A 13158-nucleotide genomic window follows, 5' to 3' on the forward strand; every position below is an offset into this window, starting at 1 on the left:
GGGACGCTGAATAGTTCGCTTGCGTTGAAGTCGCAACTGCTGGTCGCGTCGGTTTTTATTGTACCGAAACTGGTTTTGATGATACGACGAGTGTAGAGAAGAGGCGAAACCCACTCAGCACCACCTCACGGAACCCGCTCACCACCGCTTCTATCAGTGACAGAAATTCATCCAAACTTCCTCGCCTTCGTGAGTAGATAGCTTTTCCGTGCCCGCCGCCAAACACGAATTCGAATGCCCGCGCCGAACTGGAACGCCTTCGCCGCCGTCACACTGTTCGTCCTCGTCATCCTCATCGCGCTGGCGCGGGCCTCACAAACGATGCTGGCCGGGCGTGACGACACCGAACTGAATCCAGATTTCCAGTCGAAACCGGAGGACGACCCGAATCACAACGCCGAAATCGAAGTCGAACCGTCCGTCCCCCAACCGCCACAATCGAATCCGAAGGACGAACTGACGACGAAGATGCTCCTGGTGAACGTCGCGTTGAGCCAGGGGTTGTTCGGCGTGATACTCGTCGTTTCGGCGGTACTGGCCGGGATTCCAGCGTCCGCGTTGGGCGTCGAATCAACAACCCTGTTTCAACTCGGGGGCGGAATCGCCCTTGGCATCGCGCTGTTCGCGGCGAACGAACTCGGCCAGCGCGCGGCGGACACGCTGGGGATCGACTACGAGGACGGTCTGCGCGAGATGCTGACACCGGATTCGCTCCGCGGGTGGGTCGTTCTACTCGGTGGTGCCTTACCAGTTATCGCGGGATTCGAAGAACTGCTGTTTCGCTCGGCGCTCATCGGCGTGCTGGCCAGCGGTTACGGACTGTCGCCGTGGCTCCTCGCCGCGCTCTCGTCGGTTGCGTTCGCGGTCGGGCACGGCGCGCAAGGACCGGGCGGAATCCTCGTGACGGGCGCGCTGGGCGGCGTGCTCGCCGTCGCCTTCGTTCTTTCGGGAAGTCTGTTGGTCGTGGTCGTCGCTCACTACCTCGTGAACGCGCTTGAGTTCGTAGTTCACGCCTGGGACGAAGACTGAGAAGTTCGACTGCTCGCGCTTCGCTTACCGTTCCTCGCTATCCAGCACGCGAATCTGGTCACCGCGCACGGTAACCGGAATCGGGACGGTTGCTTCGTACAGCTCGACCGTCACCTGGTCTTTGCCCTCGTCGATGCGCTGAACCTGCGCCTTCTCGCCCTTGAACGGGCCCGCGATGAGTTCCACGATGTCTCCCTCCGCGATGCCCTCCACGTCGGGTGTGGGCGAGAGGAAGTGTTCGACTTCGGAGATACTGCTCACGCCGGGCACCATGCTCCGAGCATGCGGAATCTCCTCCAGCACGCGGCTGATAACCGCATCGTCGTCCGCCTCGACCATCACGTAACTCGTCAGTGAGTCGGGGGCGAGAACGGCGTGAATCTCCGGTTCTTCGCGGTTGACGATCATATCCGCGACTGTGCGTTCCTGACTTGCCGTGGTCTTTACTGCGTAAATGGACATGGTATCTATCAGTTTAGGCCGGGAGGAAGCTCATCACGACGAAGATGGCGAAGCCGAGCAGTCCGACGAGGAGGATACCCGCGCCAGCAATCTTCGAAATCTGTGAAAATTCGTCCCACGAGGGCGTACTCGCCAGTTTGAGTACGCGAATGTACGACGCGACATCGAGTTTGACATCCATAGATAGTTGTGTTTGGCTATCGGGCTTTTTCTATCTTTCCAAGGTCAGCCGAGAGTGTTGTTCCGAGGAGGGAGGACAAAATAGACAACGATCCGTCACAACCGCGCCGAATTATAGACTTCCGCTCGCCGCGGAGTCGGGCGGAAATTCGAGTCGGTCGGTGCTTCGAATTCTAATCTCGACCCAATAACGCTCCCCGAGCGATTTTCGCGTCGGGATTCGCTATCGAATCTTCACTTCGGAGATATTTTCACTCGTGATAGCTAACGTGACGGATAATGACCGAGGGTGACCGTTCGAACTTCGGCGGGCTGTGGAACGGTCTCTCGTATATCACTGTTGGACTGTTAGCAATGGCGATATTCGTATTCTCCGGGAGCTCGGTCGATACTGGTCGAGTTGTAGCGAGTATCGCATTAGTAGCGATTGGTGTTGCGGCCTTCCTCGCTCAGCGGATTTCGCCGTGGTTTGCAGACTTACACCGCTACTGGACGGGACTGTTCTGGGCGCTCTGTGGGCTTGGTATCCTCGGTATTGGCGTGGTGAGTTCGAGTACCGCCAACAGATGGATTGGCGGTGGTGTCATCGGTGGTGGACTTGTAATCTACGGTATTCTCGTCGCCTCGGGGGGTTAGGCCACGTTCCGTATCTAACGACTGCGGTCGGAGCCCGAATATCGCATCACTTCGCTTTCGTACTACCGCTGTCCGGTGTACGGGTAGAAAATAGCCGCGGAAATTACTACTAAGTTCGCCGGTTGTGCTTGTTTGAGCAGTCGTCGGAATTACTCGACGTAGTCGATCTCTTCGGTTCGACTTTTTGCCTGCGCCTGTTCTTCGTCACTGCGACCGTAGATTTGCGGCGACTGGACGCCGGTGACCACAATCATGGTGCGCATGGTACCCTCCAAACTCTCGTCGATGGAGGTTCCCCAGATGATGCGCGCGTCGGGGTCGATGCGGTCGTAAATCTGTTCGACAACGCCCTCCGCCTCCTCGATGGACATGTCGTTGCCACCGGTGACATTGACCAGCGCGGATTTCGCGCCGCTGATGTCCACGTCGAGGAGCGGCGAGCGCAGGGCGCTCTTAACCGAATCCTGTGCCTTGGAATCCGAATCGCTCTCGCCCAGTCCAATCATCGCCACGCCGCCTTTCTCCATGACGGTGCGAACGTCGGCGAAGTCCAGATTGACCAGTCCGGGTTTCGTGATGAGTTCCGTGATCCCTTTCACCGAGCGCATCAGAACCTCGTCGGCCACCTTGAACGCCTGCTTGACGGGCAGTTTGCCCACGGAGTCTAGCAGTCGGTCGTTCGGGACGACGATGACCGTGTCACTCACGTCGCGCAGGCGCTCCAGTCCGGCCTCGGCGTTCGTGCGTCGGACTTCGCCCTCCGCGGTGAACGGCGTCGTGACGATTGCGATGGTGAGCGCGCCCGCTTCGCGCGCGGCCTTGGCGACGACCGGGGCGCTTCCGGTTCCCGTCCCGCCGCCGAGTCCGGCGGTGACGAACACCATGTCCGACCCCTGAATCGCGTCGTAAATGTCTTCCTGACTTTCGAGCGCGGCTTCCTCGCCGACCTGCGGAAGCGACCCCGCGCCGCGTCCGCTGGTCTTTTGCTCGCCCATCAGGATTTTCGTGTCCGCTTCGATTTCCACGAGGTGCTGTACGTCGGTGTTCGCGGCGACCAGCGACGCGCCGTGGATTCCTTCTTCGGCCATTCGATTGACCGTGTTTCCTCCGCCACCGCCACAGCCGACGACGGTGATGTTCGTCTGGAGATCTTTCAGTACGTCTTCGAGTTGATCGTCGGTCATCGTGCCCGATGGGTTCGTACCCGACGGGGCCGTCTCGTTTCTGGCACCACCGATTTGCGTCTGGGAGGCGTTTTGTTGCTCCCCTTCCGCCTCCTCAATGGCGTCTTCAACAATGGAGTCCATCCTTGAGGTTTGGTTTACCAACGCAGATTAATTATCTTTCCCCTCTGGATGACGCACGTCTGACGCGTGTCCGCATAACGCACATGTAGTAATTCATATGAAATCTACCAATTCGTCACGTAAAACGTCCCAAAATCATACGGAGAAGCGATGTGTACGTTCGGTTCGCACGGCCTCCGGCGGAATCGTCTCGCCTGCGACCGTCACGGCGGTTCCCGCCGAGAGCTTCCCGAACTCCGGCCCCTCTGAGACGCCCAACTTGCGTGCTTTTTCGGGGTCGAAGGCGATTTCCCGCGCGACGACTTCGTCCGGTTTCCGTTCGACTTCGTCGTACTTCCGGTCGAGCAACGCCGCCAACGCGCCGATTATTGCGTCGTAATCCTCCGCTCCGCGAACGGCACACCGGCCCGCAACCCGCGTTCCGCCCTGTTCCGTCTCGAACGCGACGGTGTGTTCGGAAACCGCTTTTCGCGTCTCCTCGCGGTCGATTCCGGTCGCGCTGTCGAGCAAATTGCCGGGGAGCGGGACGATTTCGAACTCGCGCGCGTCGCCCGCGGCCGTTCCGAATCGCAGTCCGGATTCGACCGACGACAGTTCGGTTTCCAGTTCTGTCGCGAGCGAGAGTGGAACACCAGACACCTCCCGAACCCACGTCTCGCTCACGATTCGGTAGCCGAGGTCGGCGACGACCGACGCCAGTTCCGGGTAGTCGCCTTCGCACACCGCGTGCTCCGCGCCGCTTCGCTCGAACGCCCGCCGAATCGTTTCTCGCGCGCCCGGTTCTTCCGGCGAACCCAGCTCCTCCAGATTCCAGTCCGAGGCGATGTGGCCGACCGCCCAGTCCGTTTCGCGGACGATTCGCTCGAAGCGCGGAGCGTAGTGGCCGCCGCCGAACCCGACCAGTTGTCGCTCGCGGGTCGGTTCGACGCCGCGGAGGTCGAGGATAGCGCGCGCGACTGCGCGCGCCGCGTCGGAATCGCCCCACTGTTCGTCGCCACTTCCGAGTTCCGCGAACATCGAGGGGACGCCGACTTCGCTCGGCCCGTGGTGGGTACACTCCATGCCGACCTCGTAGGCGTCCGGCGCGTGTTCGTCGAACGCGGAGAGCAGTTCGGCCTGCGCGTTCGGACAGGTTTCCGCGAGTTTCCCGTCCGCACCGCCGTACTCCGCCGGGCCGAAGTTACCCGTGAAGTGCGCGGTCAGCAGCGGCCCGGTGTCGCCCGAGTGACGAGAGGCGAAGACGAGCATCTCGGGATTCGAGAACGCCTCCGCGACGTTCTCGATGTCGAGATGGAGGGATTCGAACTCGCGGAGTTCGAATCCCTCGCGTCGGTAGTATTTTCCGCCGCCGTCGGCGTCGGGGCGAGAATTGTCTTCTTTTTCCGTCCATTCCGCTTCCGAACGCAGATACTCGCCGATGTGTTCCGAGGCGTAATCGGCGCGGCTGACGACGACGGCAATCATGTACACGTCTCCGCGCTAAAATCGAAAAAGGGCGTCGAATGTCGGTGGACGCTCGTCGATGCTGTTGGAAGCGCCGAGGCGGTCAGACCTGCTCCGCCCGTGTCGGCTCGTTTCCGGAAATACGCCGGTAGACGCGACCGATGAGGAATTGAAGTGCCTCACGACGAGTCGCCAACAGCGCGAGTCCGAGGACGACGTAGACGGCGCTGAACGCGATGAGCGCGTCGTAGTGGTGGAAATCCGGATACAACTGCACGAGGAACAACACGAGCAGTGCGAGTGCTTCGCGGATGCTGATGGTGAAATTGACCAGAATCGCCAACGCGAAGAAGCTCTGTGCGGCGGTGAGCCAGATTTCACCGGCCTGCTTCTGGCCGAGCGGCAGGGTTTCGAGACTGCCGAGCGAGATGCTGTAGACGAGGACGAGCGTGCCGATGAGAAGCGTCCACTGATTGAGTTTCGAGGAGATGAGCGCGTTGAACGCCGCCGTCGAGCGCGCCTTGTTGACGAGGTAGGCGACGACGATGAGTTCCGGACTCTCGCTGGCGAGCGGCGCGACCCACTGAATCATCAGGAACGAGGGAACGCCGATTTGCTCTCCGTAATCTTCCAGGCCGTGCGCGAACGGTTCGACGGCGGTGAAGATGACGAGTCCCGAGAAGACGAACATCCCGAGGTAGATGGGAACGCGAATATTCGTCCTGAACGACTGGAAGTAGGCGGGGACTCCGACCTGTTCTTCGTCGGTGTGCGGCGCGTTCAGCGTGAAGAGGATGTACGTGAAGTACAATCCGACGAGGAACAGCATGTCGGGCCAGCCGATGCCCTCACCCAAGGGGACGAAGAAGGCGTAGATGGTTGCGATGAAGAGGAAGAGGATTTCCGTCGAGATGTCCGGATCGAGTCGCACTCGGTCGGCGAGGAATCCGCTCCGATTTTCGACCGCGGGATCGTTCGTCGATTTCGCTTTGTAGATGGCGAACACGGCGATAGCCGACCAGCCGAGTCCGATGAGGATGCGGTTCGCGCCGGTCATGTTGGCGACGGCGAGACTCGCGTTCTCCGCCCCGCGAGGGGTTCCGGCGAACGCGCCCGCGTTCCACGCGTACAGTGCGTCAACCGCGTATTCGGGCGCGACGGCGAGCACGGCGAGGATTGCGAGTGCGAATGCGCGCGGAACGTCTTCTTCTGCCGTTTCGGCACCCCATGCGAGCAAAAAGGACGCGCCGAGTACTGAAATTCCGGTGATAGCAATCGTTTGAAGTGTCGAAAGAGCGTGGGCGTTTCCCGTCGCCCACAGTCCCATCCACGGCGCCGTCAGAAGCACCGAGAGCAGGACTGCTGTAAGAGGATGGCGTAATCGTCCGGTCATCGAAAATCAGTTGCTGGCCCCCGAAGGTAATCCTTGCGTTCCGGAATCAGGGGAACAGGAGGAACACGAACGCGCCGTATCCCGCGACGAGCAGCAGGCCGTTGAACCGCGACACGCGATGGCGGTGTGCCATCAGCGCCATCGCCCCGACGGTGAACGCGACGAGGAACGGGAACTCGAACGTCTGCGTGGCTACCGGTACGTTCACGGGGACGACCAGCGCCAGCACGCCGATGACCGCGAGGATGTTGTAGATGTTGCTTCCGATGACGTTGCTGATGCTTAGGTCCGCTTCGTCGCGGGCGGAACTAACCATGGAGGTCGCGAGTTCGGGAAGCGAGGTACCGAACGCGACGACGGTGAGACCGATGAACAGGTCGGTGAAGCCGAACCCGCGGAGCAGTTCGACGCTCCCCGTGATGAGTAGGCGCGATCCCGCCAGCAGGACGCCCACAGAGAGGACGAACATGCCGACCGTGCGCGCGTTGGCGGTTCCGTCGTCGCCGACTTCGTCCGTGATGGCGCCCTCGTCGCCGCCGCGTCGCGTGTGCCGAAGGATGTAGACGGTGAAAATGCCGAGGACGGCGAGCAAAAGCGCGCCGTCGGTCGCGCCGAGCGTTCCGTCGCTTCCGAGAACGACGAGCATGACGACCGCGGCGAGCATGAACGACCCGTGTCGCCACAGCAGGTCGCGGTTGACGGCTAACGGTTGGACGAGCGCGGATGCGCCCAACACGAGGCCGATGTTGGCGATGTTCGACCCGACGATGTTGCCGAGACCGATGTCGCCGGAGACGGAGACGGCACCGATGAGGCTGACGAACAGTTCGGGCGCGGTCGTGGCGAAGGCGATGATGGTCACGCCGATGGTCACCGGGGCGATGCCGACCCCGAGCGCGAGCGAGGACGCGCTATCGACGAGCAGCTCTGCACCGAAATAGAGGAGGACGATACCACCAAGCAGTAACAGCAAGTCGGCGGACATTCCCTGCGTGAATTGCGGCGCGTACATAGTCTTCCTGGTTATTTCACTATCAATATATATTACTTCCGACGGATGGGCTTATTCGACAGCGGACCACAGAATGCGTATGGACGTTTACGGACTACTCGGCAATCCCGTCGGTCATTCGCTGTCGCCGCCGATGCACGAATCCGCATACGACGAACTCGGACTGGATGCGAAATACGTCACCTTCGAACCGGACGCGATTGGCCCGGCAATCGAGGGCGCGCGCGCGCTCGGCGTCCGCGGGTTGAACGTCACGATTCCGTTCAAAGAAGGCGCTCTCTCTCACGTCGAAGCCGATTCGCTCGCGAAGCGAATCGGCGCGGTAAACACCGTCGATTTTTCTGGTTCGGGAACCGCGACCGGCGACGACGCGACGCCGACCGGCCACAACACCGACGCGGAGGGCGCGCGTCGCGCGTTCTCCCGCCACGACGTGTCCCTCGACGGAAAATCGGCCGTCGTCGTCGGTGCGGGCGGCGCGGCGCGAGCGATCGCGTTCATGCTGTCCGAGGAGGGCGCGACGGTTCGGGTTGCCAACCGAACTGTCGCGCGCGCTGAATCGTTGGCCGAAGACGTTCCGAGCGCGAGCGCACACGGACTGGACGCGCTCTCCGACATCGTTTCGGAGGCGAACGTGCTGGTCAACGCGACGAGCGTCGGAATGGAGGAGGGCGTTTCCCCGGTTCCGCGCGAGGCCCTTCATTCGGACCTCGCGGTGATGGACGCGGTGTATCGCCCGCTCGAAACGAAACTCCTCCGCGAGGCGGGCGACGCCGGGGCGACGACCATCGACGGTGCGTGGATGCTTCTGTTTCAAGGAGTCGCGGCGTTTGAAATATGGACCGGAAAAAGCGCGCCGGTCGAACGGATGGACGCCGCCTTGCGAAGACGCCTTTAAGTGATGCGACTTTGTACTGTCCTGTAATGGGGCTTATCACACGGCTGAAATCGTTGCTCGGTCTTGGCGATGAGCGTTCGCAAACGCGCCAGCGCGACTCCGGCGTGACGATAGAACGCGAACCGACCGAGACGCGAGAGCAAGTGGACGCGACGAACGAGAAAGCGGTGAAAAAGACAGAGAGCGAGGAGTCCCCCGAATCGAAAACGAGCGTCTCGACCGAAGACCTCGTGGACGAGGGCGAACCGACCGACCACATCGAGGAGGCCGAAGCCGAAGCCGAAGCGGAATCCGAGTCGGGAGCGGACACCGCCGCGGAACCGGCCGAAGCGGTCGGCCCGTCCGCGGAAGCGGGACAACCCGTACAGACCGAGGGCACGGAACCCGAACCCGGCCCGGAAGAAATCGAGGAAGCCGAGATAACGGACGCGAAGTCGGCGGATTCCGAGTCGGCGGCGGACACCGAACCCGCAGACGAATCCGAAACGACGGAGGAGCCGGAAGCGACGGACGCCGATTCCGAAGCCGGTCGGCCGCTCGAAGACGTGAAAGGTATCGGCCCGGCGTACGCCGAGCGCCTTCGCAACGTGGGCGTGGACGACGCGGCGCAGTTGGCGGTCGCCGATTCGGAGGAGCTCGCGAACGAAACCGACCTCTCGACGAAGCGAATCGAAGGCTGGATAGAGCGTGCGAAATCGATGTGAGAAACCGACGGTCGTCACCTCGCGGTCCGCGTACCGCGAGGTAGCCCGCGACGCACCGTGCGGCGCGAGAATTCCCGTCGAAGTTCGCATCGAGGTTGACGACCCGTTTCTCGCCTATCGGCGCGCACGGGACGGTTCCGGCGGCTTTTATTTGGCGACGACGGGTGGACAGTCCGGATGGGGATATTTCGGTATCGAACCGTCGGAGCGACTGCAAGCGCGACGAGAGTCTGAATCGGTATCGGACAGCGGTTCCGGGCCGAGTCTCGGCGCGCTCTCCGGCGTGCTGGACGACGAGGAACTGATTCGCGGAGACTGCGACGTTCCGTATCCCTGCGGCCTGTTCGGGTGGCTCTCCTACGACCTCGTGCGCGAATTGGAGGCGCTTCCGGACCTGGCGACGGACGACCGAACCCTCCCGCGACTCCAGTTCGGACTGTACGACTGCGTCGCGGCGTGGGAAACGCGGAGCGGAACGATAGACGCGCCTAAAACGACCCTCCGGGTGACAGCTTGCCCGCGACTCGGTGACCCCGGTAACCCGGATGCGGACTACGAAAAAGCTCGGGAAATGGCGCGTATCCTCGCCCAATCCGCGACGGATGGCGACGAGGATGTCGGCGACCCGCCGACGGACGAGCAGGGGCCGTTCGTTAGCAGCTGCGGCGAGGGGGCCTTCGCGGAGCGCGTGCAGGCGGTCAAGCGGTACATCCGCGACGGCGAGACGTTTCAGGCGAACGTTTCCCAGCGACTGGAAGCGCCCGCGAGCGTGCATCCCGTCGAGGCCTTCGACGCGCTTCGGCGCGTGAATCCCGCGCCCTACTCCGCGCTGTTGGAATTTCCGGGCGTCGATTTGGTGAGCGCCAGTCCGGAACTCCTGCTCGATGTGAACGGGAAACGCATGCTCACGGAACCCATCGCGGGAACCCGTAAACGGGGGGAAACTGCGGAAGCGGACGCGGAACTCGAAGCCGACCTGCTCGAGGACGAAAAGGAGCGCGCAGAACACGCGATGCTCGTTGATTTGGAGCGAAACGACCTCGGGAAAATCGCCGAGTACGGGAGCGTCGAGGTGACCGATTACCGACGGGTGGACAGCTATTCGGAAGTGATGCACCTCGTCTCGGAAGTCGCCGGACGGCGGCGGCCGGGGGTGAACCTAACCGATGCAATCGCGGCGCTGTTCCCGGGCGGGACGATTACCGGCGCGCCGAAACCCCGGACGATGGAAATCATCGACGAACTGGAATCAACTCGTCGCGGACCCTACACCGGAAGCATCGGGATGCTCGGTTTTGACAACCGGGCGACCCTGAACATCGTCATCCGAACGCTGGTTCGCCATCGGAACGAGTACCATCTGCGCGTCGGGGCCGGAATCGTCCACGATTCGGTTCCGGAACTGGAGTACGAGGAGACGCTGGCGAAAGGGAAGGCGCTGGTCAGAGCGATTGATGAGGCTCTGGAGCGAGGGGACGGATTTTCCGTGGAGTGAGAGTTTCTAAAACGGTGAGTCGTATCTCGTCGTATCTGGACCTGTGTTTTCTCGGTATTGTTAGCTATTGTCGGCTCCAGGAGACCGCTACCACGACGAAATCTGGCGTGCGTTGACTAGTTCCGTGACGGGTTTTTCGACGACAATTCCCGCCTTCAAAATAACCGCCACCGCATCGCAACAGCCACATCCTCCCCAACCGATTCCCGCAACTCGCTATCGCTCGTTTTGATCATCCCTCGCGTGATAATCGGCAGACCCTCGAACGAGATGTCCTCGGGCTCTGCTGACGCACGCGCCTGGGTTTGGATAATTCATGGATCGAAACGAACTACACGGCGCGCGACGACTGCAGAGAATCGGTTAGGGAGGCGTGTGTGCGGTGGCGTGCGGGTATGTGTTGTCGTGACTTGTAATCGGCCTATTCGAAGCTATTCCTTCACTGACTGGTGATCTCATCGTGGTAGCGGTCTCGTTGGAGGCGGAAATTCCTCGCATCACTCTCACAAATCCTTCCGTTGTCTCTCACCACAGTACGTCTGTTCGCCCACTCCCGAAATCCAATCGAACCAACAACGTTTACCCGAAACCCGCGAAACCCACGGTCAAGAACGGAATCCAAACAACTCTCCCGAAAATGATTCTCGTCATCGACAACTACGATTCGTTCGTCTACAACCTCGTCCAGTACGTTGCCGAGGCAGTCGCCTCGGCAGGCTCTGGGACGTCGCCGCAGAACGACGGCGAATTCGCCGACGGGGTGGTCGTCCGGCGAAACGACGCCATCGACGTCGCGGGCATCCGCGAACTCGACCCGGACGGCATCGTCGTCTCGCCCGGCCCGGGAACGCCGGATGACGCGGGGGTTTCGGTTCCCGTCTTCGCGGAGACGACGTATCCCGCGCTCGGCGTCTGTCTGGGCCACCAAGCGCTCTGTTCCGCCAACGGCGCGCCGGTGGTTCACGCCCCCGAAGTCGTCCACGGCAAGCCCTCGACCGTGACCCACGACGGGGAGGGTATCTTCGCTGGACTCCCCGAAACGTTCGAAGTCGGGCGCTATCACTCGTTGGCGGTCGAACGCGGCGACCTACCGGACGCGCTGGTCGAAACCGCCCGGACGGTGGACGACCGCCGAACCGTGATGGGGGTTCGACACGCCGAACTGCCGCACGTCGGGGTACAGTTCCATCCGGAAAGCATCCTGACCGGCGACGGAAAACGGATGATTCGAAACTTCTGTGAGTTGTGCGACGGTATCGAAACCTAAATCGAATATGCAATACCACGTAAACGGAACCCTCGTCCCCGCCGAGGAAGCGTCGGTTAGCGTCCGCGATAGGGGTTTCATGTACGGCGATGCGGGGTTCGAAACCCTGCGCGCCTACGGCGGCACGATTTTCGAGTGGGACGCGCATGCGGATCGACTGCAAGCGACCTGCGAGGCGCTTTCCATCGACCACGGAATCGGCGACGACCTCAAACGCCGGATCGACGAGACGCTGGAAGCAAACGACCTACGGGACGCCTACGTCAAGTGCTCGATTACGCGGGGCGTGCAACCCGGAAAACTGACGCCCGGCCCCGCCGACAATCCGACGGTCGTCGTCGTCGCCTCCGAACTTCCGCGCGGTGGGGAAAATGGCGAATCCGTGTGGAACGCTCCGGCAAGCGCCGAACTTGTCGAAACCCGACGCGTACCTGATCACTCTCTCCCGGCGCACGCGAAGACGCACAACTACCTGAACGGGATTCTCGCCCGCCTCGAAACCGATGCTGACGAGGCGCTCATGCTCGATTCCGAAGGAAGTCTCGCGGAAGGCGCGACGAGCAACCTGTTTTTCGTCCGCGAGGGCGTGCTTCACACGCCCTCGCTTTCCGGCCCGATTCTGCCGGGAATAACCCGCGAGGTCGTCCTCGGGTTGGCGGAGGAAATGCAGATTCCGGTTCGAACCGGTCGCTATCGTCCGGCCGACCTCCGGCGCGCCGACGAGGCGTTCCTGACGAACACGACGTGGGAGGTTCGTCCGGTCGGTCGGCTGGACGATTCGGCGTTCGAAATCGGTACCGTCACCCGCGAACTCGCGGCAGCCTTCGCCGCGCTGGTCGAAGCGCGCCACTATTGAAAAGCCTCAAGCGTCTTCGCTGGCAACCCCCCGCCGATGGACGAGAACCGCCGCATCGCCATGCTGTCCGAAATCCCCGACGACAGCACCTTCCTGTTCACGATTCGGAACGGTTTCGACGAGGAGGAGGCCGTGTTAGTCACGCAGGGAGACGACGTGCTCGCGTGGAAAAACTACTGTCAACACTGGACCGACGTACGCATCGACAGGGGTGACGGGGCCACCATGCGCGACGGCGAACTCGTCTGCGGTAAGCACGGTGCGCTGTTCGAAGCCGATTCCGGCGTCTGTTCCTACGGCCCGTGTGAAGGCGCGGTGCTCGACCCCGTGGGCGTGACTGTCGAAGATGGGGCAGTGTATCTGACCGACCCGGATTACGAGTTCGTTCAGCAGGGCTCATCGATCGAGTACGATTTGTCCTCGAATCGTTCGCTGGGATTCGAGTAGCGAGTTGGGGTTCGGATGTGTGACGATGT

The 13158-nt window shown here is 61.7% G+C and carries 14 protein-coding genes; 8 read left to right on the forward strand and 6 right to left on the reverse strand.

What is annotated here, in order from left to right; genetic code table 11:
- The first annotated feature begins 234 nt into the window (after positions 1 to 234).
- Positions 235 to 1029, forward strand: coding sequence for a CPBP family intramembrane glutamic endopeptidase (locus LIX15_RS16800; RefSeq protein ID WP_227774361.1), 795 nt, complete (start codon positions 235 to 237; stop codon positions 1027 to 1029).
- 24 nt (positions 1030 to 1053) lie between these two features.
- On the opposite strand, the gene LIX15_RS16805 is transcribed toward LIX15_RS16800, so the two are convergent.
- Together LIX15_RS16805 and LIX15_RS16810 are read right to left on the reverse strand one after the other, a co-directional pair.
- On the reverse strand, positions 1054 to 1491 hold the full coding sequence (locus LIX15_RS16805; RefSeq protein WP_227774362.1) for a transcription elongation factor Spt5: 438 nt from the start codon (positions 1489 to 1491) through the stop codon (positions 1054 to 1056).
- 13 nt (positions 1492 to 1504) lie between these two features.
- A complete protein-coding gene (locus LIX15_RS16810) occupies positions 1505 to 1672 on the reverse strand; it encodes a protein translocase SEC61 complex subunit gamma (protein ID WP_227774363.1) in 168 nt (55 codons plus the stop codon).
- Between the two features lie 278 nt (positions 1673 to 1950).
- Here LIX15_RS16810 and LIX15_RS16815 point away from each other — a divergent pair, with 278 nt between their 5' ends.
- Positions 1951 to 2307, forward strand: coding sequence for a hypothetical protein (locus tag LIX15_RS16815; protein WP_227774364.1), 357 nt, complete (start codon positions 1951 to 1953; stop codon positions 2305 to 2307).
- Positions 2308 to 2456: 149 nt separating this feature from the next.
- Here LIX15_RS16815 and ftsZ read toward each other — a convergent pair whose 3' ends face one another.
- The 4 genes from ftsZ to LIX15_RS16835 all read right to left on the reverse strand — a co-directional run bounded on the left by ftsZ (position 2457) and on the right by LIX15_RS16835 (position 7462).
- Positions 2457 to 3614, reverse strand: a complete 1158-nt coding sequence (gene ftsZ / locus LIX15_RS16820; protein WP_227774365.1) for a cell division protein FtsZ — start codon at positions 3612 to 3614, stop codon at positions 2457 to 2459.
- A 135-nt stretch (positions 3615 to 3749) separates the two neighbouring features.
- Positions 3750 to 5078 carry a D-aminoacyl-tRNA deacylase gene (locus tag LIX15_RS16825; protein ID WP_227774367.1) on the reverse strand — a complete coding sequence of 443 codons (1329 nt, stop codon included), beginning with the start codon at positions 5076 to 5078 and terminating at the stop codon, positions 3750 to 3752.
- Between the two features lie 82 nt (positions 5079 to 5160).
- Positions 5161 to 6450: a calcium:cation antiporter family protein gene (locus tag LIX15_RS16830; RefSeq protein WP_227774368.1), complete on the reverse strand. Its 1290-nt coding sequence runs from the start codon at positions 6448 to 6450 to the stop codon at positions 5161 to 5163.
- A gap of 46 nt (positions 6451 to 6496) precedes the next feature.
- Positions 6497 to 7462, reverse strand: coding sequence for a calcium/sodium antiporter (locus LIX15_RS16835; protein WP_227774370.1), 966 nt, complete (start codon positions 7460 to 7462; stop codon positions 6497 to 6499).
- Positions 7463 to 7541: 79 nt separating this feature from the next.
- Between LIX15_RS16835 and LIX15_RS16840 the strand changes: the two genes are divergently transcribed.
- From LIX15_RS16840 to LIX15_RS16865, 6 genes are all read left to right on the forward strand, one after another.
- Complete coding sequence (locus tag LIX15_RS16840) at positions 7542 to 8360, forward strand: shikimate dehydrogenase (RefSeq protein WP_227774371.1); 819 nt, start codon at positions 7542 to 7544, stop codon at positions 8358 to 8360.
- Between the two features lie 26 nt (positions 8361 to 8386).
- Entirely contained in the window at positions 8387 to 9064 is a 678-nt protein-coding gene (locus LIX15_RS16845; RefSeq protein ID WP_227774373.1) for a helix-hairpin-helix domain-containing protein, read from the forward strand.
- The gene (locus LIX15_RS16850) at positions 9048 to 10559 is read left to right on the forward strand and encodes an anthranilate synthase component I family protein (RefSeq protein WP_227774375.1); all 1512 of its coding nucleotides are present in this window, start codon (positions 9048 to 9050) and stop codon (positions 10557 to 10559) included. Before LIX15_RS16845 ends, LIX15_RS16850 begins: the two co-directional genes overlap by 17 nt.
- A gap of 637 nt (positions 10560 to 11196) precedes the next feature.
- On the forward strand, positions 11197 to 11826 hold the full coding sequence (locus tag LIX15_RS16855; protein ID WP_227774377.1) for an anthranilate synthase component II: 630 nt from the start codon (positions 11197 to 11199) through the stop codon (positions 11824 to 11826).
- Positions 11827 to 11833: 7 nt separating this feature from the next.
- Positions 11834 to 12682 carry an aminotransferase class IV gene (locus LIX15_RS16860; protein WP_227774379.1) on the forward strand — a complete coding sequence of 283 codons (849 nt, stop codon included), beginning with the start codon at positions 11834 to 11836 and terminating at the stop codon, positions 12680 to 12682.
- Positions 12683 to 12718: 36 nt separating this feature from the next.
- Positions 12719 to 13129 (forward strand): Rieske (2Fe-2S) protein, encoded by a 411-nt coding sequence (locus LIX15_RS16865; RefSeq protein WP_227774380.1) that lies wholly within the window; start codon positions 12719 to 12721, stop codon positions 13127 to 13129.
- Positions 13130 to 13158 lie beyond the last annotated feature (29 nt).

The sequence above is a fragment of the Haladaptatus pallidirubidus genome (genome assembly GCF_020700235.1).
GTDB classification, from domain to species: domain Archaea; phylum Halobacteriota; class Halobacteria; order Halobacteriales; family Haladaptataceae; genus Haladaptatus; species Haladaptatus pallidirubidus.